Source organism: Thermobrachium celere DSM 8682, assembly GCF_000430995.1.
Classification (GTDB): domain Bacteria; phylum Bacillota; class Clostridia; order Clostridiales; family Caloramatoraceae; genus Thermobrachium; species Thermobrachium celere.
The window spans coordinates 1,743,947-1,765,322 of sequence record NZ_HF952018.1; the positions used below are offsets into that span (position 1 = coordinate 1,743,947).

Sequence of the window (21,376 nt, forward strand, 5' to 3'; positions counted from 1 at the left end):
TCAAGTAGGCACTGGTCATCATCGCCAACGACACAAAGATTTCTGTGCTCCTTTGCAAGAATATTTACAAACTCATATTGAGCCCTATTTGTATCTTGATATTCATCTACTAAAATATATCTAAATTTTCTTCTATAATAATTTAAAACATCTTGATTTTGCTTAAATAACTTTACAGTAAGCATTATTATATCGTCAAAATCAAGTGCATTATTCTTTTTTAACTTCTTCTGATACAGCTTATATATATTAGCAAGGTTTCTTGTTTTAAAGTCCATACCATATCTGCTGTAGTAAGTTTCTGCATCCATTAGTTCATTTTTTAATGAACCTATTTTAGATAATATATCCTTTGGTGGCATAGCCTTTTCATCTATATTTAATTCCTTTAGGCACTCCTTAACTATCTTTTCTTGATCACCATCATCATAAATAACAAAATCTTTATTATAACCAATTTTATCTATATCCTGCCTTAAAATTCTTACACAGGCTGAATGGAAGGTGCTTATCCAAATATTTTTAGCATCATCTCCAACAAGCTGAATTATTCTCTCCTTCATCTCCTGTGCAGCTTTATTTGTAAATGTTATTGCCAAAATATTTCCTGGATATACTCCATTTTCTATTAAATTTGCAATTCTATATGTTAATACCCTCGTCTTACCACTACCTGCACCCGCAAGTATTAAAAGAGGTCCCTCTAAAGTTTCAACTGCTTCTCTCTGTTCCCTATTTAAAACGCTTAAATCTAACATGGTCTAATATTCCTCCCAATATAACTTCAATATTATAGATTATACCATTAATTTAAATTTGCTGCTACTTATCAAACTGTTTTACAATTTAAAAGGGCAGCCTATGCTACCCTCAATTATTTCTGTTTTAATTTATCAAAAACAATTTTATACCCATCTTGTCCATAATTTAAGCTTCTATTTACTCTACTTATGGTTGCTGTACTTGCACCTGTTGTTTCAGCTATATCAATATATGTTTTCCTTTCTAGAAGCATCTTTGCAACCTGAAGCCTTTGGGCCATTGCCTGAAGTTCATTTATTGTGCATAAATCCTCAAAAAATCTATAACATTCTTCAAGTGTCTCTAATTTTAATATTGCATTAAATAAATAATCCATCTCTTCACTTTTTAACTTTGAAATATATTCCTTCACTCATATCACCTCATTAAAATTATTCATATTAAATTATAGCATAAAAAAGAGGGATTTTGTCCCTCTACTTTTTTACTGCATTATATAAAAGTTGTACCTCATCATCTGTAAGCTCTCTACACTCACCAAGTTCAAGACTATCATCTAATTTAAGTGGACCCATCTCAATCCTTTTAAGATACACTACCTTTTTACCTACTGCTTCAAACATTCTCTTGACTTGATGATATTTACCTTCATATATTACAAGTTCAATCTCTGATATTTCATCCGACTTTAGTATTGTAAGTTCTGCAGGCATAGTTTTATACCCATCATCTAAAACTACACCCTCTTTAAATTTTTCTACATCTTCCTGTGTTACTACTCCTTTAACCTTTGCATAGTACTTCTTAGGCACATGTCTCCTTGGTGAAAGAAGCAGATGATTTAACTCTCCATCATTTGTTAAAATAAGTAGCCCTTCAGTATCCTTATCTAACCTACCTACAGGACTTGGTTTAAAAATTTTAAATTCATCTGGAAGTATATCTACAACTGTTTCATCAAAATCATCTTCTGTCGCACTAATAACACCCTGAGGTTTATTTAACATAACATAGATGTACTTTTTATATTTTAATACCTCTCCATCAACCTCTATGGTATCATTTTCAGGATCTACGTGAACAGAAGAATCCTTTACAATATCTCCATTTACTAAAACAAGCCCTTTTTTACAAAGTGCCTTTACCTCTTTTCTTGTTCCATACCCCATGTTTGCAAGAACTTTGTCTAATCTCTCTTTAGCCATTTGTAACCTCCATATTTTTTCTTTGAATTAGTAGTGATATAAAGAGGTTTGCAACAACAACCTTAGGCATAAATACAGCTAAAAGCCTTCTAAATCTCTTTATTTCTTCCCCCTCCTCCATACCTGGTGAGAAGGATAATAAAAATTTTGCCTCCATATAGACCTTTTTCATTTCTCTATCAAATTCAATTTCATTTTTACTTAAAATCAACTTCTTAAGCCCATTTACATATTCATTAAAATCACTGCTTGTTTTTATATCAATATAGGTATTATAAATTTTTTCTATGAGCTCATCTAGTTCATATACCCTTCTTCTTTCTATTGAAAGCTGTTCTGCTGTAATTTCTGCCATAGCTAATATTACACTATCTGCTGTTAAATTGGAAGGGGAATATTGCTGAATTACCCTTAATATTTTATCTATAATTAATTTTGAGCTTTTATTTGGTCTGCCCCACTCTAGTCCTAAAAATTTATATAAATTCTTTAAGTCCTCAGTATTAAGCCTACCAATATACTTGCTTCCTAAATTTAAATTATTGTTTTTAATATAGTATTTGTATCCTGTTAACTTATTAAACACCTTTAATGTATCTAAATATCCAACTTCTATGTTAATTTTTGATTTTTCACTATCAAAACTTAAAGTTCTTCCTAGATCTTCTGAGTTCTTGATCTTTATTATATTACAGTCCTTATATTTTGTTCTTTGTGTAACCCCAATGCCTGAGACATCAACAACAATTATATCTTTAATACCTTTTTTTCTCATCATAGAAACTGGTATATTATTGTATACACCGCCATCTATAAACTTCTTATTATCTATTTCATGGGGCTTAAAAGCAGGAAAGCAAGCACTTGCAAGCAAGTAGTCCTTGAGTTTACCATATGGTATCTCCTCTTTAAATACCTCAACAGGTTTAAAATCTGAAAGTGAAAATGTAACTAACCCAAAATCTATATCTGAATTTCTTATTTTATCTTCATCAACAACCTCATCTATAAGCATCTTAAGAGGTGTTACATCTAACCCTCCAGACTTTATTGCTGCCTTTATGTTTCTAATTTTATTTGTTATCTTATTCTCCCTTTCCTGAGAAGCTGCAATTTCTCCCTCTAGTTTAATTACTGTATCCATAGTAATACTTGTCCAAATTTCAATTGCTTTATCAAACTCATCTTGAACAATTAATGCACCATTTAAAGCCCCAACGGAAGTACCACATACAGCACATATCGGAATATTAAGCTCCCTTAAAGCCTTCCAAACACCTATTTCATATCCCCCTTTTGCTCCTCCACCACCTAAAACCAAACCATATGCCATATAACCACCCCTTACAGCTTCTTATACTGCTCATAGTTTCTTAAAACTTTATTTACATAATTTCTTGTCTCACTTGGCATCTTGCTTATTTCTTCAACCGTATCTACACCAAGTTTCTTCATTCTACCTATACCGCCATTATATGCAGCAAGTGCTAGCGCTTTGTTACCCGAAAAAGTATTTAAAAGACTTCTTAAATATCTTGTACCCCCATCTAAGTTTTGAAGCGCATCATAGGGATCTACTCCTAAAGAATCAGCAGTCTTTGGCATAAGCTGCATAAGTCCAATAGCACCTGCCCTTGATACTGCATTTTGATTAAAACCAGACTCCTGCTTAATAACAGCCTTAATTAGCTCCTCTTCTACCCCATATTTTTTTGAAACTTCCTTTATTGCTTCATCTAAATCTTTAGATACATCCTTAAATTTATTTTCATTATTTAAATTTATATCCTTCATTTGAAAAGCTTGTCCATTTGATATATTTGAAGTTTCAAGCATTTTGTCAAGTATAGCCCCAAATAACATACCTGTTTGTTCATTACTTGATGCATAGGTTGATTGCAATAAATATGCAGCAAGTATCTGTACTATTTGTTCTGTTCTCAATGCTATCACTCCTTTATAAATATTATAACATATCATTTTGACAAAATATAAAAAATAATATTACATTTTATTGCATATTTTTCCTTTTTTCCTTATGCATAGTTTTAATGCAAAAAACTAATAATAATACAAAAATAATTTCGGGGGTGATAGAGTGAAGATTGAATCAAATGGACAATATCCAATAATTGAACATACAAACAATGCACTTCTTTGGCCAGAGACTATAAAAGGTGGAATTGACTTGATAGATACTTATGAAATATCATCTGTTCCTAAGGACCCAGATACACCTATGGATAGTATTGATGTGTTAAAAAATAAAGGGTTAATACCTTAAATATTAAAAGCCGCATAAATGGATTTATAAAAGGCTCCTTTCATATTAGTAATCTTAATGCCTTAAAGTCCATTTACGCGGCTTTTTACAGTTTTATATATAAATTTTTATCAGATTAATATCATCACTAATAAATGTGCAACTATTCCAGCTACTAAACCTCCTATTGTGTGGGAAAGTATTGCTTTATTTGTAAGCTGTCTGCTCTCTAGTGCATCCATCATAGCAACGTGAGTTGATAGATATCCACTCCAGCACATTCCCATTGCTGTAAATACTGCTATTTCATTTACCCCAATAAGTCCTGCTTGTAAGAACTTTGGTACTAGTCCAATTGCAGCACCAACAGAACCAAGTGCAGTAATTGGGAAAGCTATAGCCTCAGGTGACTTAAATCCTAAAAGTGGCTTTAAAATGAAGTTAATTTTACTTCCAAGCCAAGGTAGAACAGGAACTCCTTCATATGCAGCACCAGTATAAACTCCTCCCTTTGGTGCATTTGTAAGCATCATAACAAGTGTACAAATTACAATAACTCCTGGTATAATTGATAAGCCCATCTCAACACCAGTTTTTCCACCATCTAATATTGCTTCAAGTCCTCTTTGAAATAAGCTTCCACTTCTTATTTCTCTATACTGAGTTAAATCTACTCCCTCTTCTCCCTCATATGCCATCTTTTCAGTTCCATATTCCTTTTTAGTAAAGTGCATCATTAGTCTTACACTTACTATACTTCCAACAACTGCGCCAATATTTCCAATAACTGCAGGTAAGAAAAAGCTTTGGCCCTTTGGAGCTTGAGCTATCATAAATGTAGTAACTATAAGTCCCATTCCAAAGGCTGTTCCTAAATTAGTTAATGCTGGTATTTGATATTTCTTAAAATATCTAGTAAATCCTTTATCCTTTGCTAAAGTAATTATAGCTGGATTATCTGACAGATAAGTTGTTATTACTCCTATGCTGGCTGCCCCTGGCATATCATATAAAGGTTTCATTAAAGGAGACAAACTCCTATTGATTAAAGCAACAACTCCAAATTCAGTCAAAAGTGCCCCAAAGGCTCCAGCTAAAACTGCTATCGCCATGATAAAGAATACTGTGTTGATAAGTAGATCATGGGCTGTTTTCATCATTGTGCTGAACATATTAGCAAGTCCCATAACTCTTGCTAAAAATGTAAAGCATACTGCAATGATTCCTAAAAAGATAAAAGATTCTGAATTAATTGCCTTAACATACTTCTTTTGCACAATATCACTCCTTGCCATTAATTTTTGTTACCCCCAAAAGTCATAACAAGTGTATTTTAACATATATATGTACTTAATTTAAAGAAAAAAATTAACCTAAGCATAAAACTTAGGTTAATCTAACATAATAATCTCTTCTCTTTTTAAAATTTTATCTTGCTTAATAAACCTATTTAAAAATAAAAATCCTATTAAAATAACAAATGTTGTAACTATCCCAGCCTCTGGTCCAAAGGCTCCTCCTGTTATTATGTTATCTTTAATATTTGAAACTGTTATTATTCCATCTGTTGCTTTACCGCTTACTGAAAGTCCAAATATATTACCCTGGAAGAAGTTCCATGTAACATGATATCCAATTGCCATCATTATATTCCCTGTTTTCAAAGTCATATATGCAAATAAAACACCTACAAGGAAAATATTAAAAAGTCCAAACAATTTTAAATTAGGATTAAATATATGAAGAAGCGAAAATATTATTGATGAAACAACAACAGCAAACTTTTCTGAATTGTATTCCTTAAGGGTATAAAGACAATATCCTCTACTTAATAGTTCTTCATTGATAGCAACTAAAACAAATAATATAAAATCTAATAACAAATATAAAGAAAAGTTAAATCCTCTCTCCACAGTAATATTTCCAGTTAACTTAAAAATAATGAAAACAGCAGTCATAGATATCGCACCTAGAAATAACCCTATTAATAGATCCTTTATACTTTTGCTGTTTAGTCTAAAACCTATATCTCTAACCTTCTTTTTATCAACAAGCTTAAGTACCATAACAACTGCTAAAATTACCGAAATCATTGCTAAAAAACTAATAACCATCTTCATTGATGGATCTTCTGTCAAATAAGTTTGTATTGACTCATTAGTTCTATCTGTTCCTGTTATAAAATCTTTAACCCCTAAAAATAAAGATCCAGCAACTCCAACCAAAATACCAGATATAATTTGAAACACAAAACTTAAAAATAATACCAACGAAATTCTCCACCCTGACCTTACTTTGCCATATTTGTTTTTTAAAAGACCCATCCTTATCCCCCTTTATTCTAATCATTGAGTTAATAATATAACAACCTTATTGTTAAATCAAGTAAATTTTGGTAAAAAATTATTACAATGATAATAGATTATTTCTTAATAAATTTAATTAATAAATTGTTGCCCTTTATATATGTATGTGATAAACTATTTTAAGAAAATTATGTAAAAGGGGGAACAAAATGAAAAAAGCTATATCAATAATTCTAACTTTAATTTTAATAACCCTAAGCCTTTCTGGATGTATCTCTAAAACTAATACTGCCGAAACAAATAAATCTATTACTAGGCAGCCAGAATGGATAAAAAACTCTGTTATCTATGAAGTAAATATAAGACAATATACTAAAGAAGGAACATTTAAAGCATTTAAAGAGCATCTTCCAAGGCTTAAGGATATGGGGGTTGATATTCTTTGGTTTATGCCAATCTACCCAATTTCAGAAAAAAATAGAAAGGGTACACTAGGATCCTACTACTCAATAAAGGACTATAAGACGGTAAATCCTGAATTTGGTACACTAGAAGAATTTAAAGAACTTGTTGATGAGTGTCACAAAATGGGGTTTAAAGTTATATTAGACTGGGTAGCAAACCACACAGGGTGGGATCACGTTTGGATTAAAAACAAGGATTGGTATCTAACAGACAGCAATGGCAACATAGTTCATCCTCCTGGAACCGACTGGACAGATGTTGCACAGTTAAACTACAAAAATGAAGAAATGAGAAGTGCAATGATTGATGCAATGGTATTTTGGGTAAAAGAGGTTGGAGTTGATGGATATAGATGCGATGTTGCAGGAAGAATTCCTGTAGATTTTTGGGAAAAGGCAAGGGGAGAGCTTGAAAAAATAAAACCTGTTTATATGCTTGCAGAGGATGAAGGAAATAGAGATTTCTTAAATAAAGCTTTTAACAGCAACTACAACTGGAGGCTTTTACACCTTATGGAGAGCATAGCAAATGGAAAATCTGACGCCTTTGGAATAAGACGTTTTGCTGAAAACTTTGATAAGATTTATCCAAACGGAAGCTTTCCAATGAACTTCATTACAAACCACGATGAAAACTCTTGGAATGGAACAGAGTTTGAAAGGATGAAGGATGCTGTTAATGTAATGGCAATGCTGACCTTCACACTTCCTGGAATTCCTCTTATATACTCTGGACAAGAGGCTGGCTTAAATAAGAGGCTTGAGTTTTTTGAAAAGGACGAGATAGATTGGAAAAACTATCCTATGCAAGACTTCTATAAAAATTTAATAAGATTAAAAAGGGAAAACAAAGCCCTATGGAATGGAGAACACGGGGGAAGTATAAAATTCATAGATGTGAAAAATGATAACGTTCTTGCCTTTGTGCGTGAAAAGGATGGAAATAGAGTTTTAGTCTTTGCAAATCTTTCAGATAAGAGCTTCAATTTAGAGGTTCCACTAAATGAATATGCTGGAAAATATACAGATTTTTATAGCAACACTAAAACAACCTTAAAGAAAACTACATCTGTTGAATTTACTCCTTGGAGTTACAAAATATACATGATTAATAAATAAAAGGTGCACCGCACCTTTTATTTATATATCTCTCCTATAATGCATCCCATCAAACTTTATCTTCTTTATCTCCTTATAAACCTTCTCCCTTGCCAACTCTAAATTATCTGCAACTGCTGTTAAGGATAAAACGCGTCCTCCGTTTGTATAAAACCTTCCACCTTCTAACTTAACACCAGATATAAATATATCTACGTCCTCAATAGACTCAAGCCCATATATTTCATCACCTAAAACTGGAGATAAAGGGTATCCCCTACTTGATAATACAACGTTACAGGAGGCTCCATCTATCCACTCAAGTTCACATTCATCCAATCTTCCATCTAATGTTTTTAAAATAACCTCTACCAAGTCACTCTTTAAAAGAGGTAAAATTGCCTGTGCCTCAGGATCTCCAAATCTTACATTATACTCAAGAAGATATGGACCATCCTCTGTAATCATTATTCCAAAGTAGATAAAACCTTTATAGTCTAAATTTTCTTCCCTAATACCTAAAAGAGTCTTTTCCATTATATCCTCTTTAAATTTTTCAAATACATCCTCTGTAACATACATGTTAGGTGCAACAACACCCATTCCTCCTGTGTTTGGCCCCTTATCATTATCCATAAGTCTTTTATGGTCCTTTGCTGAAACAAAGGGCTTTATACTTTTTCCATCGGTTATACATATAATTGAAGCCTCAACTCCCTTAAGATACTCCTCTATTACAACCCTTTTACCAGAACCTTTAAATAAATCCTGTACCATAAAGCTAAATAGGGTATCCTCTGCCTCATCCTTACTACTGCAGATTACAACTCCCTTCCCCTGTGCTAGTCCATCTGCCTTTATTACAACAGGATATTTAACCTTGTCTAAATACCCTTTAGCTTCTTCAAAATCATCAAAAACCTCATAGGAGGCTGTTTTTACTCCATATCTTTTCATAAACTCCTTTGCATAGGCCTTACTTCCCTCAAGAAGTGCTGCCTTTTTACTTGGACCAAATATCTTAATTCCATTTTCTCTAAATCTATCTACAGCACCAAGCATAAGATACTTTTCAGGTCCTACAACCACTAAATCTATTTCCTCACTCTTTGCAAAGTTTATTATATCATCTAAATCCTCAAGGTCTATGTTTTGGCATTTATCCTCCATTAACGTTCCTACATTACCTGGACATACATATACCTTAGTAACTAAAGAGCTCTCTGCTATTTTCTTAGATAGTGCATGCTCTCTTCCACCCGAACCTAAAACTAAAACCTTCATAAAATCACCTCAGTGTTTAAAATGTCTTACTCCAGTAAACACCATTGAAATGCCGTACTTATTACATGCATCTATGGACTCCTTATCTCTTATTGAACCTCCTGGCTGCATAATTGCCTTTATGCCATACTCCTTTGCCTTTTCTACAACATCCTCAAAGGGAAAGAAGGCATCTGATACAAGGCAGGTAGCTCCTTTTCCTCTCTCTAATGCCTGACAGGCTGCCCATATTCTATTTACCTGCCCTCCTGCAATTCCAACAGCCATTTTATCTTTAACAACTACAATAGCATTAGATTTTACATACTTTACAACCTTCATTCCAAAGAGCATATCCTCCATCTCTTTGTCTGTTGGCTTTTTATCTGTTACATATCTAAATTCACTTACTAATTTATTATCAACATCCTGAACTAAAATTCCACCATCTACACTTACATACTCTAAATTATCCTTTGGTGTTGATAATGCCTTTATAACCCTTAAGTTCTTCTTCTCCTTCAAAACTAAAAGGGCATCCTCATCATAATCTGGTGCTATAACTATTTCTAAGAATATCTCAATAAGTTTTTCAGCAGTTCTTTTATCTACCCTTCTATTTAGTGCTACAATTCCTCCAAATATTGATATCCTATCGCACTCATAGGCTTTACTATAGGCATCAAAAACATCCTTTCCAACTGCAACACCACAAGGGCTGTTATGCTTTACTGCACAGCAGCAGGGCTCATCAAACTCACAAACAACCTTCCAAGCTATATCCATATCCTTTAGGTTATTATAGGAAAGCTCCTTGCCATTTAATTGTTCAAAGTCCTTTATAGCCCCTAACCCTACTGTCTTAGTATAGTAGGCTGCCCTTTGATGTGGGTTTTCGCCATACCTTAGATTCATAGATTTTTTATAGGATAAGGTTAGATATTCTGGGAAATCGTCCTCAAGAAGATAGTTTGAAATGGCTGCATCATAGGCAGATGTTAAGTTAAATACCTTTCCTGCAAGGTATCTTCTCTTTTCTAATCTAACATCTCCATAGTTTAAAATCTCATCCATAACCATTGAGTAATCCTTAGGATCACATACAGGGACAACGTATTTGTAATTTTTAGCAGCAGATCTTAACATCGAAGGACCACCTATGTCTATAAACTCTATCTTTTCTTCATCAGTTAAATCTTCCTTTACCTTTTCAAAGAAGGGATATAGGTTTACAACAACAAAATCGATATATTCTATGCCTCTTTTCTTTAATTGCTCAACATGTTCCTCATTATCCCTTACTGCCAAAAGCCCTGCGTGAACTACAGGGTGAAGTGTCTTTAGCCTTCCATCTAATATTTCATCAAATCCTGTAATAGCACTTACTTCAACTACATCTATTCCCTTTTCCTTTAAATATCTATAGGTTCCACCTGTTGAAACTATCTTTACGCCTCTATCCTCTAAAAACTTTGCAAACTCATAAATTCCTTCCTTATTATATACACTGATTAACGCCCTCATAATCCACCTCCAATTTTTTTATAGCCTCCACTATGGCTATATGCTCTTCCCTCTGAACCTTCTTCTTTATGTCTTCAATTTTATCCTCACAATCCACAGCTACAGTCCTTTGAAGTATTATTCTTCCTGTATCTACTCCCTCATCAACAAAATGAACCGTACAACCTGTTATTTCTTCTCTATTATCTAAAACCGCTCTATGCACATTATCCCCATACATCCCAACTCCTCCAAACTTAGGGAGTAGGGAAGGATGAAGATTAATTATCCTATCCTTATATTCCTTTAATATATCTCCCTTTAATATGGATAAAAATCCTGCCAACACTATAAAATCCGCTCTATTTTTAACTATTTCATAGATCTTGTCTGAAAGATCATCCCTATAGGCCCTTCTATCTAAGATATGCGTCTCTATTCCCTTTTTACTTGCCCTCTCTATAGCATAGCACTCCCTGTCTGCTATTACTAAAATAACCTTTGATTTTATCTCATCCTTTTCTATTGCATTTAGTATGGCCTCAAGGTTTGTACCACTTCCTGATACTAGGACGGCTATCTTAAACATACCCTTCCACCGCCCTTTATAACTTCTCCTATTATATATGCCCTTTTGCCACCTTCTTCTATTGTTCTTACTACCTCTTCAGCTTCATTTTTATCCACACAAACCACAAAGCCTATTCCCATATTAAAGGTTCTATACATTTCAATTTCCTCTACTCCTCTTTGCTGAATAAGTCTAAATATATCAGGTATCTCATAGCTATCCTTATACACCACTGCATCAAAATCTCCCTTAAACATCCTTGGAATGTTCTCTAAAAACCCACCACCTGTTATGTGGGCCATTCCTTTAACTTTAAATTTATCTAAAATAGAGAGAACATCCTTTACATAGATATTAGTTGGAGTTAGAAGAACATCTCCTATCCTTTTATCCTTAAATGGTTCCTCAAGATTAGTAAAAATTTTTCTTATCAAAGAGTATCCATTGCTATGGCACCCTGAAGACTCTATTCCAACAAGTAAATCTCCCTCTTTTATACTACTTCCATCTACTATTCTATCCTTCTCAACAATTCCTACACAAAATCCTGCAATATCAAATTCTCCATCCTTATAAAACCCTGGCATTTCTGCAGTCTCTCCACCAATTAAACTACATCCTGCCAAAATACAGCCATCCTTTATTCCCTTTATAACATTAAAGGCATCCTCTGCACTTAACTTACCACAGGCAAAGTAGTCAAGGAAAAATAGAGGTTTCGCACCGTGACATAAAACATCATTTACACACATCGCAACGCAGTCTATACCGATTGTATCTAATTTTTTCATATCTATTGCAATCTTTAGTTTTGTTCCAACGCCATCACAACCTGATACCAAAACAGGATTTTTATAATTTTTAATCTCAAAGAGGGCACCAAATCCTCCAACACCCTCAAGAACTCCATCTGTATAGGTTTCCTTAACCATTCCCTTTAGCATTGAAACCAGTCTGTTACCTTCATCTATATTAACACCAGCATCACAGTATCTCATATCACTCTTTCCTTTCAAACATAAATTTATCTGCCTCATATGGGGCTGAAACAGGATAAATACCATTAAAGCATCCTAAACAAAAGCTCTTTGACTCAAGTGCATCTAAAAGTCCCTCCATACTTAAAAATCCAATGCTGTCTGCACCAAGTTCTCTTCCTATTTCCTCCTCACTTAAGTTTGAACCTATGAGTTGACTTCTTCTTGGTGTATCTATACCAAAATAGCAGGGGTACTTTACAATAGGAGATGCTATCCTTACATGTACCTCCTTAGCACCACTTCTTCTTAAAAGTTCAATTAACCTCTTCATTGTTGTTCCACGCACTATGGAGTCGTCCACCAACACTATTCTTTTTCCTTCTATATTTACCTTGAGTGGATTTAACTTCATAGAAACAGCAGCTTCTCTTAACTCTTGAGTTGGTGCAATGAAGGTTCTCCCTACATATTTATTCTTAACAAAGCCTATTCCAAAAGGAATTGAAGAGGCCTTTGCATATCCTACTGCTGAGTGGGTTCCTGAATCTGGAACACCAACTACCATATCTGCTTGACAGGGCTTTTCTTTAAAGAGGTTTTCACCAGCCTTAACCCTTGACAGATAAACATTTATTCCATCTATTGTACTATCTGGCCTTGCAAAGTATATATATTCAAAGGAGCAGGTCTTAAGGGATGTTCTCTCTATCATCTTGTAGCTTCTAAGTCCATCTTTGTCTATAACAACTATTTCACCGGGTTCTACATCCCTGTAAAACTCACCACCTACCGCATCTATTCCACAGCTCTCTGAAGATAAAATATAGTCATCTCCAAGCCTTCCGATACAAAGAGGTCTTATACCATTTGGATCTCGTACTGCAATTAGCCTATCTTCAGTTAGAAGAAGAATTGCATAGGAACCCTTTACTGCCTGAATTGCATCAAAGCAGGCTCTTTCTATTCCCTTTTTATAACCCCTTGCAATTAGGTTTAATACAACCTCAGAATCAATAGATGTTTGAAATATACATCCTGCCTCCTCTAAAAGTTCCCTTATAATATCTGCATTTACTAAATTCCCATTATGGGCAATTGAAATGCTTCCAAGCTTATATTTACTCAAAAGGGGCTGTGCATTTTGAATATTGGAATCTCCTGTTGTTGAATACCTAACATGTCCTATTGCAGAATATCCTACCATATTATCTAAATCTTCTCTCTTTAGAGCATCACCAACAAGCCCCATCCCCTTTTTTAAATGTACTGCCTCACCATCTGAATAGGCTATTCCTGCACTCTCCTGTCCTCTGTGCTGAAGGGCATAAAGCCCATAGTAAACTATCTCCCCTACATTCTTTTTTTCCCTTGAGTATATTCCAAATACTCCACACTCTTCTTTAAACTTATCTAATCCATAATACATGGAAGTTCCTCCTTCCAAACTCTCTTTAAATCAAGAACACTTTTATCTATAACTTTTCTACCATTTATATTAACTTCAATGTTTTTATCCTTTGTCTCTCCTATAACCTGTGCAAAGACTCCATATCTTTTAAATTCAGTAATTATTTCATCTGCATACTCCTTTTTTGCCGATAAAATAAACCTTCCTTGACTTTCAGAGAATAGGAATATATCCTCCCTTAAGTCTGTATTTATATCTACCTCTACCCCTATTTCATTTTTAAAGGCACACTCACAAAGTGCTACAATCATTCCACCTTCTGATATGTCGTGGGCACTTTTTACTAAGCCTCTATTTATAAGATTAATAAGGCATTCTATAGTATTTTTTTCAACCTCAGGAAAACACTTTGGAACATTACCTAAAACCTTACCGTGTATCGTCTTTAAATATTCACTTCCGCCTATTTCATTTAAGGTTTCTCCAACTAAAATTACTGTATCGCCTAATTCTTTAAAATCAATTGTACAAGCATTATTTTTATTCTCTAATAGTCCAACCATTCCTATTGTTGGGGTTGGGTATATTCTTGTTTTGTTTGATTCGTTATAAAAGCTTACATTACCACTTACAACTGGTGTGTTTAAAACCCTACTTGCTTCAGTTATACCTAAAATAGCCTGCCTAAATGTATAGTAAACCTCTTCATCCTCTGGATTTGCAAAGTTTAAACAGTCTGTTATTGCAATTGGTCTTGCACCTGTTGCTGCTATATTCCTTGCCGCCTCACATACGGCTATCTTTGCACCTTCATAGGGGTCTAAATAGCAGTACCTTGAATTGCAGTCAACCGTTAAAGAAATTGCCTTATCAGTTCCTTCAACCACGACAACAGCAGCATCGCCACCAGGCTTTACTATTGTGTTTGTTCTAACCATATGGTCATACTGTCTATAAACCCATTCCTTTGAAGCTATGTTTTCTGATTTTAAAACTTTAATTAAGGCTTCGTTTAAATCCTCTACTTCTTCTATGGTATTTATGTCTAAATATAGTTCATCTAAATATCTAGGCCTTCTATATGGTCTTAGGTTTGCCTTTGCACCATCACCTAAAAGTTCAACTGGCACACAACCTACTACCTCATCGCCTACTGTTACAGTTAAATTTTTATCGTCTATAATCTCTCCAATAACTGATGCATTTAGGTTCCACTTTTTAAATACCTTAAGTATCTCCTCTTCATATCCCTTTTTAACAACAAATAGCATTCTCTCCTGTGATTCTGAAATCATAATCTCCTCAGGAAGCATATTTTCTTCCCTTGTTACAACCTTTGAAACATCTATTTTAATTCCACATCCACCCCTTAGGGCCATTTCACAGCTAGAGGAGGTAAGTCCTGCTGCACCTAAATCCTGCACTGCAACTACATATTCCTTATCCATAAGTTCAAGGCAGGCCTCAAGTAGTAGCTTTTCCATAAACGGGTCTCCAACCTGAACAGCTGAACGCATAGCCTCAGACTCCTCTGTTAAATTACAGGAGGCAAAGCTTGCACCACCTATTCCATCACGCCCTGTTGTATGGCCAACTAATATTACACTGTTTCCAACACCTTGGGCTATTGCTCTTTTTAGCTTATCCTTCTTTATTATTCCTACGCTCATTGCATTAACAAGAGGATTATCGCTATAGCAGTCATCAAATACAGTCTCTCCAGCAACTGTTGGAATGCCAACTGAATTTCCATAATCTCCAATGCCCTTTACAACTCCTCTAAAAAGTCTCTTGTTTCTTTCATCATTTAAGTGTCCAAACCTTATAGAATTTAAGTTTGCAATTGGTCTTGCTCCCATTGTAAATATATCTCTTAATATTCCTCCAACTCCTGTTGCAGCCCCTTGATATGGCTCTAATGCTGATGGATGATTGTGACTCTCTATTTTAAACACAACAGCCAAACCATCTCCTATGTCTACAGCACCAGCATTTTCACCAGGGCCCTGTAACACTCTTTCTCCCTTTGTATTAAAAAGTTTAAGTAGAGCCCTTGAGTTTTTATAACTGCAGTGCTCTGACCATAAAACTCCAAACATAGATAGCTCTAAATCATTTGGTTCTCTATTTAAGCCTTCAACTATCCTTTTATATTCCTCCTTTGTTAAACCTACCTTTTCGTATCTATTCATTTTCACAAACCTCCTTAAGCTTTAGGCTCATTGCATTAACTTCCTTTTCCATTCCTTCTTTATATTTTGAAAGCTTTTGTGCTATTTTTTCATCACTAATTGAAAGCATCCTTAAGGCAAGTAGTGCTGCATTTTCTGCCCCTCCTACTGCTACAGTTGCAACAGGTACTCCCTTTGGCATTTGTACTATTGAGAGAAGTGAGTCAAGCCCCTGAAGTTTTGACACAACTGGAACACCTATTACAGGAAGCGTAGTTAGGGATGCAACCATACCTGGAAGATGTGCCGCTCCCCCTGCCCCTGCTATAATTACCTTAACTCCTCTGTCCTTTGCTCCTTTTGCAAACTCAAACATCTTATCAGGAGTCCTGTGGGCTGAAACTACATCTATTTCATAATCAACTTCAAACTCCTTTAATACTTGCTCTGCTCCCTTCATAGTCTCATAGTCTGAAATACTTCCCATTATTATTGCAACAGATGCCATATTAACATCCTCCTATAAATTCAAACTCCATATTAGAAAGTCTTTTTATACCCTCTTCTAAGTCATCACAAAGATAGGTTATATGCCCCATCTTTCTTCCTCTTTTAACATCCTTCTTACCATATAGGTGTAAAAAGAGTCCTTCTATATTTAAAAGTTCTTCTATATTCTTTAAATAATAATCTCCCTCAATATCTTTATCTCCAAGTATGTTTCTCATTACTGCCTTTGAAATTACTCTTGTACTTCCTAGGGGAAGATTTAGGATACTTCTTATGTGCTGTTCAAATTGACTTGTTATGCAAGATTCAATTGTATGATGCCCTGAATTATGGGGACGTGGTGCTATTTCGTTTATATATACTCTTCCTTTTTTATCAAGGAACATCTCTATGCAATATATACCAAAGTCTCCTATTGTCTCTATAAACCTATCTGCAATTTCATATATTTTATCTTCAGTCTTCTTATCTATCCTTGCAGGTGAAATGCTAATATGAAGTATTCTATTTTTGTGGATATTTTCAACTGGAGAAAAGTGTTTTACCTCTCCCCTTTTATTCCTTGCAACAAGTATTGATATTTCCTTTTCAAAGTCGATTAGTTCTTCTATAAAAAACTCATCCTTTATATTTGAAACTATGCTTTTTAGGTGAGATGCGCTTTCTATTAAAATATTACCCTTTCCATCATAGCCTCCCCTTGAAAACTTAAGCATACAAGGGAAACTGTCTATTTTATCTATTTCATCCTTCTTATAAATCTTTGGTACATTAAATCCCTTTTCCTTTAAAAAGAGCTTCTGTTTTAGCTTGTTTTGTATAATTTGGAGGGTGTTTGAGGATGGTATAACCTCTCCACCTCTTTTTTCTATCTCCCTTAAAAACTCTACTGATATGTGCTCAAACTCATAAGTTATAACATCACATAATCCTATAAACTCATCTATTTTACTTAAATCATCATATCTTGAAACTATCTGAAAATCTGAAACCTGACTTGCTGGTGAATGAGATGTTGGATCAAGTATTACAACTTCAAACCCCATCCTCTTTGCCTCAAAGGAGAGCATCCTTCCAAGCTGTCCTCCACCTACTATCCCAATCCTCTTCATATTATGCCTCCTTAAAGTAGGCAATTATTGAATTGAAAAGCTTTAATCCATCTTCACAACCAAGTAACTTATCCTGTGCCCTCTCTGGATGAGGCATCATACCAAGTACATTTCCTTTTTTATTTACAATACCTGCAATATCATATACAGAACCGTTTGGGTTGTTTTGATATCTAAATACTATTTGGTTATTTTTTATAAGCTCCTTTAAACCGTCATCATCTATATAATAGTTACCTTCTCCATGGGCTATTGGAAAGTTTACGACATCGCCTTTGTTGAAAAGATTTGTGAAAGGTGTTGCATTGTTTTCTACTATTAAATTGCAATCACTACATATGAAATTTAGATTTTTATTTCTAAGAAGTGCTCCTGGAAGTGCCTTAAGCTCTGTTAATATCTGAAATCCATTGCATATTCCTAAAACAAGCTTTCCCTTTTCAATGTGTTCATTTATATTTTCAAGTGCCCTTGCAAACCTTGCAATTGCTCCACATCTTAAATAGTCTCCATAGGAAAATCCACCTGGAAGAAGTATTAAATCCTCATCATCTATTTTTTCATCGTGCCATATATATTTAACTTCAACATTGAGCCTTTCTAAAACCTTATAGGCATCTATGTCACAGTTTGAACCTGGAAAAACTATAACCCCCGCCTTCATTCTATCACCTCAAACCTTACAGAATAGGTTTCAACTTCAAAGTTTACAAGAAGCCTTCTGCACATCTCGTCTATCTTTTCGCGGGCTGCCTCTATTTTATCCTCCCTCAATACCACCTCAATGTGCTTTCCTATTCTAACATCCTCAGCATAAAGTCCAAGCTTTTCAAGTCCCTTTTTAACTGCTGTACCCTGTGGATCAAGTATACTCTTTTTTAGGGTAACATCTATATATGCCTTAATCATCTTAATTCCTCCAATCTCTTTAATATTTCCCTATATCCTTCTACTACATTACCTAAATCCTGTCTAAACCTATCCTTGTCATATTTATATAAAGTCTTCTTATCCCAAAGCCTACAGGTATCTGGAGATATTTCATCTGCAAGTAGAATCTCACCATTACACCTTCCAAATTCAAGCTTAAAATCAACCAATATTATACCTATTTCATCAAACATTTTAGTTAATATACTGTTTATCTTTAAGGCTGTTTCGTATATATATTTAAGTTCTTCCTTTTCTACTAATCCAAGTGCAAAAGCGTGGTAGTCATTTATTAGGGGATCTCCAAGAGAATCGTTTTTATATGATATTTCAAGAATTGGCTCATTAAACTTTTGTCCTTCCTTAAGACCTAGTCTTTTTACTATACTTCCTGCTGCATAGTTTCTAACAATAACCTCAAGGGGAACTATATTGACCTTCTTGACAAGCTGTTCTCTTTCTGAAAGTTTTTCAATGAAGTGAGTATTTATGTTATTCCTTTTTAATTCTTCAAATATTATTGATGATATGCTGTTGTTTAGTATTCCTTTATCGAATATTACATCCTTTTTTAATCCATTGAAGGCAGTTGCATCGTCTTTGAAGTAGACAATTAGCTTATCGGCATCTTTAGTCTCATACACCTTTTTTGCCTTTCCTTCATAGAGCATATTTAACTTTTCCATATTAACACCCCTTATATTTGAAATTGAAGTCCAGAGCATTTTGCTCTGGACTTTTAAATTAATGAGGGAGAAGTGCAAATCTTATTATGAAAAGAATTGCAAGAACATATACGGCAGGATTTACCTCTTTAGACTTGCCTGTAACTATTTTTACTATTGGATAGAATATCATACCTGCTGCTATACCATTTGCTATACTGTAGCTAAATGGCATAACTGCAATTGTAAAGAATGCTGGAAGTGCTTCTGTAAAGTCATCAAAATTTATCTTAGTTATAGCACCCATCATTAGGGCACCAACGATTACAAGTGCTGGAGCTGTTGCCTCTGCTGGAACTATTCCAACAAGACCTGTAAAGAACATTGCAAGTAGGAACATAACTCCTGTTGTAAAGGCTGTAAGACCTGTTCTTCCACCTTCTGAAATTCCTGCAGTTGATTCAACGTATGTTGTTACTGTACTTGTACCAAGCATTGCACCACAAGTTGTTGCAATGGCATCTGCAAGAAGTGCCTTGTTCATATTCTTCATCTTTCCATTTTCATCAAGTAGGTTTGCCTTTTGAGCAGTTCCAACAAGTGTTCCAATTGTATCAAACATATCAACTAAGCTGAAGGAGATAACAACCATAACAACACTCATTAGAGCACCAACTACTCCTGCTTGACCTAATCCTAAAAGTCCCTTAAAGTCCATCTTCATAAATGTTGGAGCAACTGATGGAGGAGCAGAGATTAGCTTAACACCCTCTATGTTTGTTATTCCCATGGGAATTCCTATTATTGTTGTAGCTATTATTCCAATTAGAATTGAACCTTTAACGTTTTTTGACATTAGTATTGCTGTTATTGTAATTCCAATTAGAGTTAAAAGTGCGTGCTTATCTGTAAAGCTTCCAAAACCAACAAGTGTTGCAGGGTTATCAACTATTATGCTTCCACTCTTTAAACCAATTAGTGCTATGAAAAGTCCTATACCACCTGAAATTGCAAGCTTTAGATTTTGTGGAATTGCATCAACTATCTTTTCTCTAAGAGATGTTACTGTCATTAGTATGAATAGAAGTCCTGATATAAATACTGCTGCAAGAGCTTGTTGCCAAGTATAGCCTAATGTTAAACAAACACTAAATGTAAAGAATGCATTAAGTCCCATACCTGGTGCTTGTGCAAAAGGAACATTTGCATAAAGTGCCATTATGAATGTACCTATTGCTGCTGATATACATGTTGCTGCAAAAACTGAAGCAACAACTGGGTCATTTATTGCATTAAGGCTTGCTGCTGCATCACCTAATGCATTTTGGCTGTTCATACCTGCAAACTTTAGTATATTTGGGTTAACAAATATGATGTAGGCCATTGTAATAAATGTTGTAATACCTGCTATAATTTCTGTTTTTACTGTTGTGTTGTTTTCTGAGAGTTTAAATAGCCTCTCAAGAAGTGATACATTTTCTTCTCTTCTTTGAGTTATATCCATAATCAAAACCTCCCTTAAAAAATTATCACCCTGACTTACCATGAGTAAGTCAGGGTGATAGATATGCTAATATAGACATAGCACTGCCCGACTCACTCATAGTCGGAGAATTTACGGTTCTCCGGTAGAGACTCCCGAACCATATTATCGGGATTATATGAGTGACTTATGAAATTTACACTATTATATTAACACCATATTTCGCCATAGTCAATATATTTTTTGTTGTTTTTACTTAATTATTCGGCATAAAATAAGTCGATTTTATTATTGTTTAAACATTGTTCGTTATATAACGAAATTTACTATTGTTTAGTAAGTAAAACTTTCTCAAAACTTGCAGTCATAAAATTTAATGTATTGAAAAAGTTATTTTTTGATTTTAGCACAAATAAAATATTAGTGCAAGAAGAAAGTTACATATAGTACAAATCTTAAATTGCAATATTAAATGCAACACCCCTGTGAAAAATCATGTAGAATAGGACTGACAATAGTCAAAATCAGCCTTAAGCCCATCTTAATAATAACAGGAGATGGAGTGCATGGGTTTGTCAAGGGCTGCGTAGCAGGCGGAGCTTTACCCTTGATAAACCACAAGCGACATCTATAATATTCAAAATATGGGATTAAGCAATCTTCGATAGTCTTCATAAAAATA

General features: G+C 34.4%; 20 protein-coding genes, 1 pseudogene and 1 riboswitch. Of the genes and pseudogenes, 2 read left to right on the top strand and 19 right to left on the bottom strand.

Going from position 1 to position 21,376, the window contains the following annotated elements:
* Nucleotides 1-5 precede the first annotated feature (5 nt).
* The 5 genes and pseudogenes from TCEL_RS14115 to TCEL_RS14240 form a co-directional block, all read right to left on the bottom strand.
* Nucleotides 6-758: pseudogene (locus TCEL_RS14115) on the bottom strand (ATP-dependent helicase); the annotation flags it as partial.
* Nucleotides 759-874: 116 nt separating this feature from the next.
* The gene (locus TCEL_RS09185) at nucleotides 875-1,174 is read right to left on the bottom strand and encodes a YerC/YecD family TrpR-related protein (protein ID WP_018663394.1); all 300 of its coding nucleotides are present in this window, start codon (nucleotides 1,172-1,174) and stop codon (nucleotides 875-877) included.
* 64 nt (nucleotides 1,175-1,238) lie between these two features.
* A complete protein-coding gene (locus TCEL_RS09190) occupies nucleotides 1,239-1,967 on the bottom strand; it encodes a pseudouridine synthase (RefSeq protein ID WP_018663395.1) in 729 nt (242 codons plus the stop codon).
* Complete coding sequence (locus TCEL_RS09195; RefSeq protein ID WP_018663396.1) at nucleotides 1,960-3,300, bottom strand: patatin-like phospholipase family protein; 1,341 nt, start codon at nucleotides 3,298-3,300, stop codon at nucleotides 1,960-1,962. Before TCEL_RS09195 ends, TCEL_RS09190 begins: the two co-directional genes overlap by 8 nt.
* Nucleotides 3,301-3,311: 11 nt before the next feature.
* The gene (locus TCEL_RS14240; protein WP_018663397.1) at nucleotides 3,312-3,911 is read right to left on the bottom strand and encodes a lytic transglycosylase domain-containing protein; all 600 of its coding nucleotides are present in this window, start codon (nucleotides 3,909-3,911) and stop codon (nucleotides 3,312-3,314) included.
* A 154-nt stretch (nucleotides 3,912-4,065) separates the two neighbouring features.
* Between TCEL_RS14240 and TCEL_RS09205 the strand changes: the two genes are divergently transcribed.
* The gene (locus tag TCEL_RS09205) at nucleotides 4,066-4,251 is read left to right on the top strand and encodes a hypothetical protein (protein WP_018663399.1); all 186 of its coding nucleotides are present in this window, start codon (nucleotides 4,066-4,068) and stop codon (nucleotides 4,249-4,251) included.
* 110 nt (nucleotides 4,252-4,361) lie between these two features.
* Here TCEL_RS09205 and TCEL_RS09210 read toward each other — a convergent pair whose 3' ends face one another.
* Nucleotides 4,362-5,525 carry a CD0519/CD1768 family membrane protein gene (locus TCEL_RS09210; RefSeq protein WP_018663400.1) on the bottom strand — a complete coding sequence of 388 codons (1,164 nt, stop codon included), beginning with the start codon at nucleotides 5,523-5,525 and terminating at the stop codon, nucleotides 4,362-4,364.
* 96 nt (nucleotides 5,526-5,621) lie between these two features.
* A complete protein-coding gene (locus tag TCEL_RS09215; RefSeq protein ID WP_018663403.1) occupies nucleotides 5,622-6,554 on the bottom strand; it encodes a CPBP family intramembrane glutamic endopeptidase in 933 nt (310 codons plus the stop codon).
* A gap of 191 nt (nucleotides 6,555-6,745) precedes the next feature.
* On the opposite strand from TCEL_RS09215, the gene TCEL_RS09220 reads away from it, so the two are divergent.
* A complete protein-coding gene (locus tag TCEL_RS09220; protein ID WP_018663405.1) occupies nucleotides 6,746-8,119 on the top strand; it encodes an alpha-amylase family glycosyl hydrolase in 1,374 nt (457 codons plus the stop codon).
* Between the two features lie 21 nt (nucleotides 8,120-8,140).
* On the opposite strand, the gene purD is transcribed toward TCEL_RS09220, so the two are convergent.
* Genes purD through TCEL_RS09280 form a run of 12 tightly spaced genes read right to left on the bottom strand, consistent with a single transcriptional unit; the run spans nucleotide 8,141 to nucleotide 20,715 of the window.
* Complete coding sequence (gene purD / locus TCEL_RS09225; protein WP_018663407.1) at nucleotides 8,141-9,382, bottom strand: phosphoribosylamine--glycine ligase; 1,242 nt, start codon at nucleotides 9,380-9,382, stop codon at nucleotides 8,141-8,143.
* 9 nt (nucleotides 9,383-9,391) lie between these two features.
* Nucleotides 9,392-10,885, bottom strand: a complete 1,494-nt coding sequence (purH, locus tag TCEL_RS09230) for a bifunctional phosphoribosylaminoimidazolecarboxamide formyltransferase/IMP cyclohydrolase (protein ID WP_018663408.1) — start codon at nucleotides 10,883-10,885, stop codon at nucleotides 9,392-9,394.
* Nucleotides 10,860-11,453 carry a phosphoribosylglycinamide formyltransferase gene (gene purN / locus TCEL_RS09235; protein WP_018663410.1) on the bottom strand — a complete coding sequence of 198 codons (594 nt, stop codon included), beginning with the start codon at nucleotides 11,451-11,453 and terminating at the stop codon, nucleotides 10,860-10,862. The genes purH and purN overlap by 26 nt, the downstream gene beginning before the upstream one ends.
* On the bottom strand, nucleotides 11,441-12,433 hold the full coding sequence (gene purM, locus TCEL_RS09240) for a phosphoribosylformylglycinamidine cyclo-ligase (protein WP_018663412.1): 993 nt from the start codon (nucleotides 12,431-12,433) through the stop codon (nucleotides 11,441-11,443). The genes purN and purM overlap by 13 nt, the downstream gene beginning before the upstream one ends.
* 1 nt (nucleotide 12,434) lies before the next feature.
* Nucleotides 12,435-13,841 (bottom strand): amidophosphoribosyltransferase, encoded by a 1,407-nt coding sequence (gene purF / locus TCEL_RS09245; protein ID WP_018663414.1) that lies wholly within the window; start codon nucleotides 13,839-13,841, stop codon nucleotides 12,435-12,437.
* Nucleotides 13,826-16,015 (bottom strand): phosphoribosylformylglycinamidine synthase subunit PurL, encoded by a 2,190-nt coding sequence (gene purL / locus TCEL_RS09250; protein WP_018663416.1) that lies wholly within the window; start codon nucleotides 16,013-16,015, stop codon nucleotides 13,826-13,828. Before purL ends, purF begins: the two co-directional genes overlap by 16 nt.
* A complete protein-coding gene (gene purE, locus TCEL_RS09255) occupies nucleotides 16,008-16,502 on the bottom strand; it encodes a 5-(carboxyamino)imidazole ribonucleotide mutase (RefSeq protein ID WP_018663418.1) in 495 nt (164 codons plus the stop codon). Before purE ends, purL begins: the two co-directional genes overlap by 8 nt.
* Before the next feature lies 1 nt (nucleotide 16,503).
* The gene (locus TCEL_RS09260; protein ID WP_018663419.1) at nucleotides 16,504-17,616 is read right to left on the bottom strand and encodes a 5-(carboxyamino)imidazole ribonucleotide synthase; all 1,113 of its coding nucleotides are present in this window, start codon (nucleotides 17,614-17,616) and stop codon (nucleotides 16,504-16,506) included.
* A gap of 1 nt (nucleotide 17,617) precedes the next feature.
* Complete coding sequence (gene purQ, locus TCEL_RS09265; RefSeq protein ID WP_018663421.1) at nucleotides 17,618-18,280, bottom strand: phosphoribosylformylglycinamidine synthase subunit PurQ; 663 nt, start codon at nucleotides 18,278-18,280, stop codon at nucleotides 17,618-17,620.
* A complete protein-coding gene (gene purS, locus TCEL_RS09270) occupies nucleotides 18,277-18,525 on the bottom strand; it encodes a phosphoribosylformylglycinamidine synthase subunit PurS (RefSeq protein ID WP_018663423.1) in 249 nt (82 codons plus the stop codon). The genes purQ and purS overlap by 4 nt, the downstream gene beginning before the upstream one ends.
* On the bottom strand, nucleotides 18,522-19,232 hold the full coding sequence (purC, locus tag TCEL_RS09275) for a phosphoribosylaminoimidazolesuccinocarboxamide synthase (RefSeq protein ID WP_018663425.1): 711 nt from the start codon (nucleotides 19,230-19,232) through the stop codon (nucleotides 18,522-18,524). The genes purS and purC overlap by 4 nt, the downstream gene beginning before the upstream one ends.
* A 58-nt stretch (nucleotides 19,233-19,290) precedes the next feature.
* Entirely contained in the window at nucleotides 19,291-20,715 is a 1,425-nt protein-coding gene (locus TCEL_RS09280; RefSeq protein WP_018663427.1) for an NCS2 family permease, read from the bottom strand.
* Between the two features lie 79 nt (nucleotides 20,716-20,794).
* A riboswitch (purine riboswitch) is annotated at nucleotides 20,795-20,896 on the bottom strand.
* Nucleotides 20,897-21,376 lie beyond the last annotated feature (480 nt).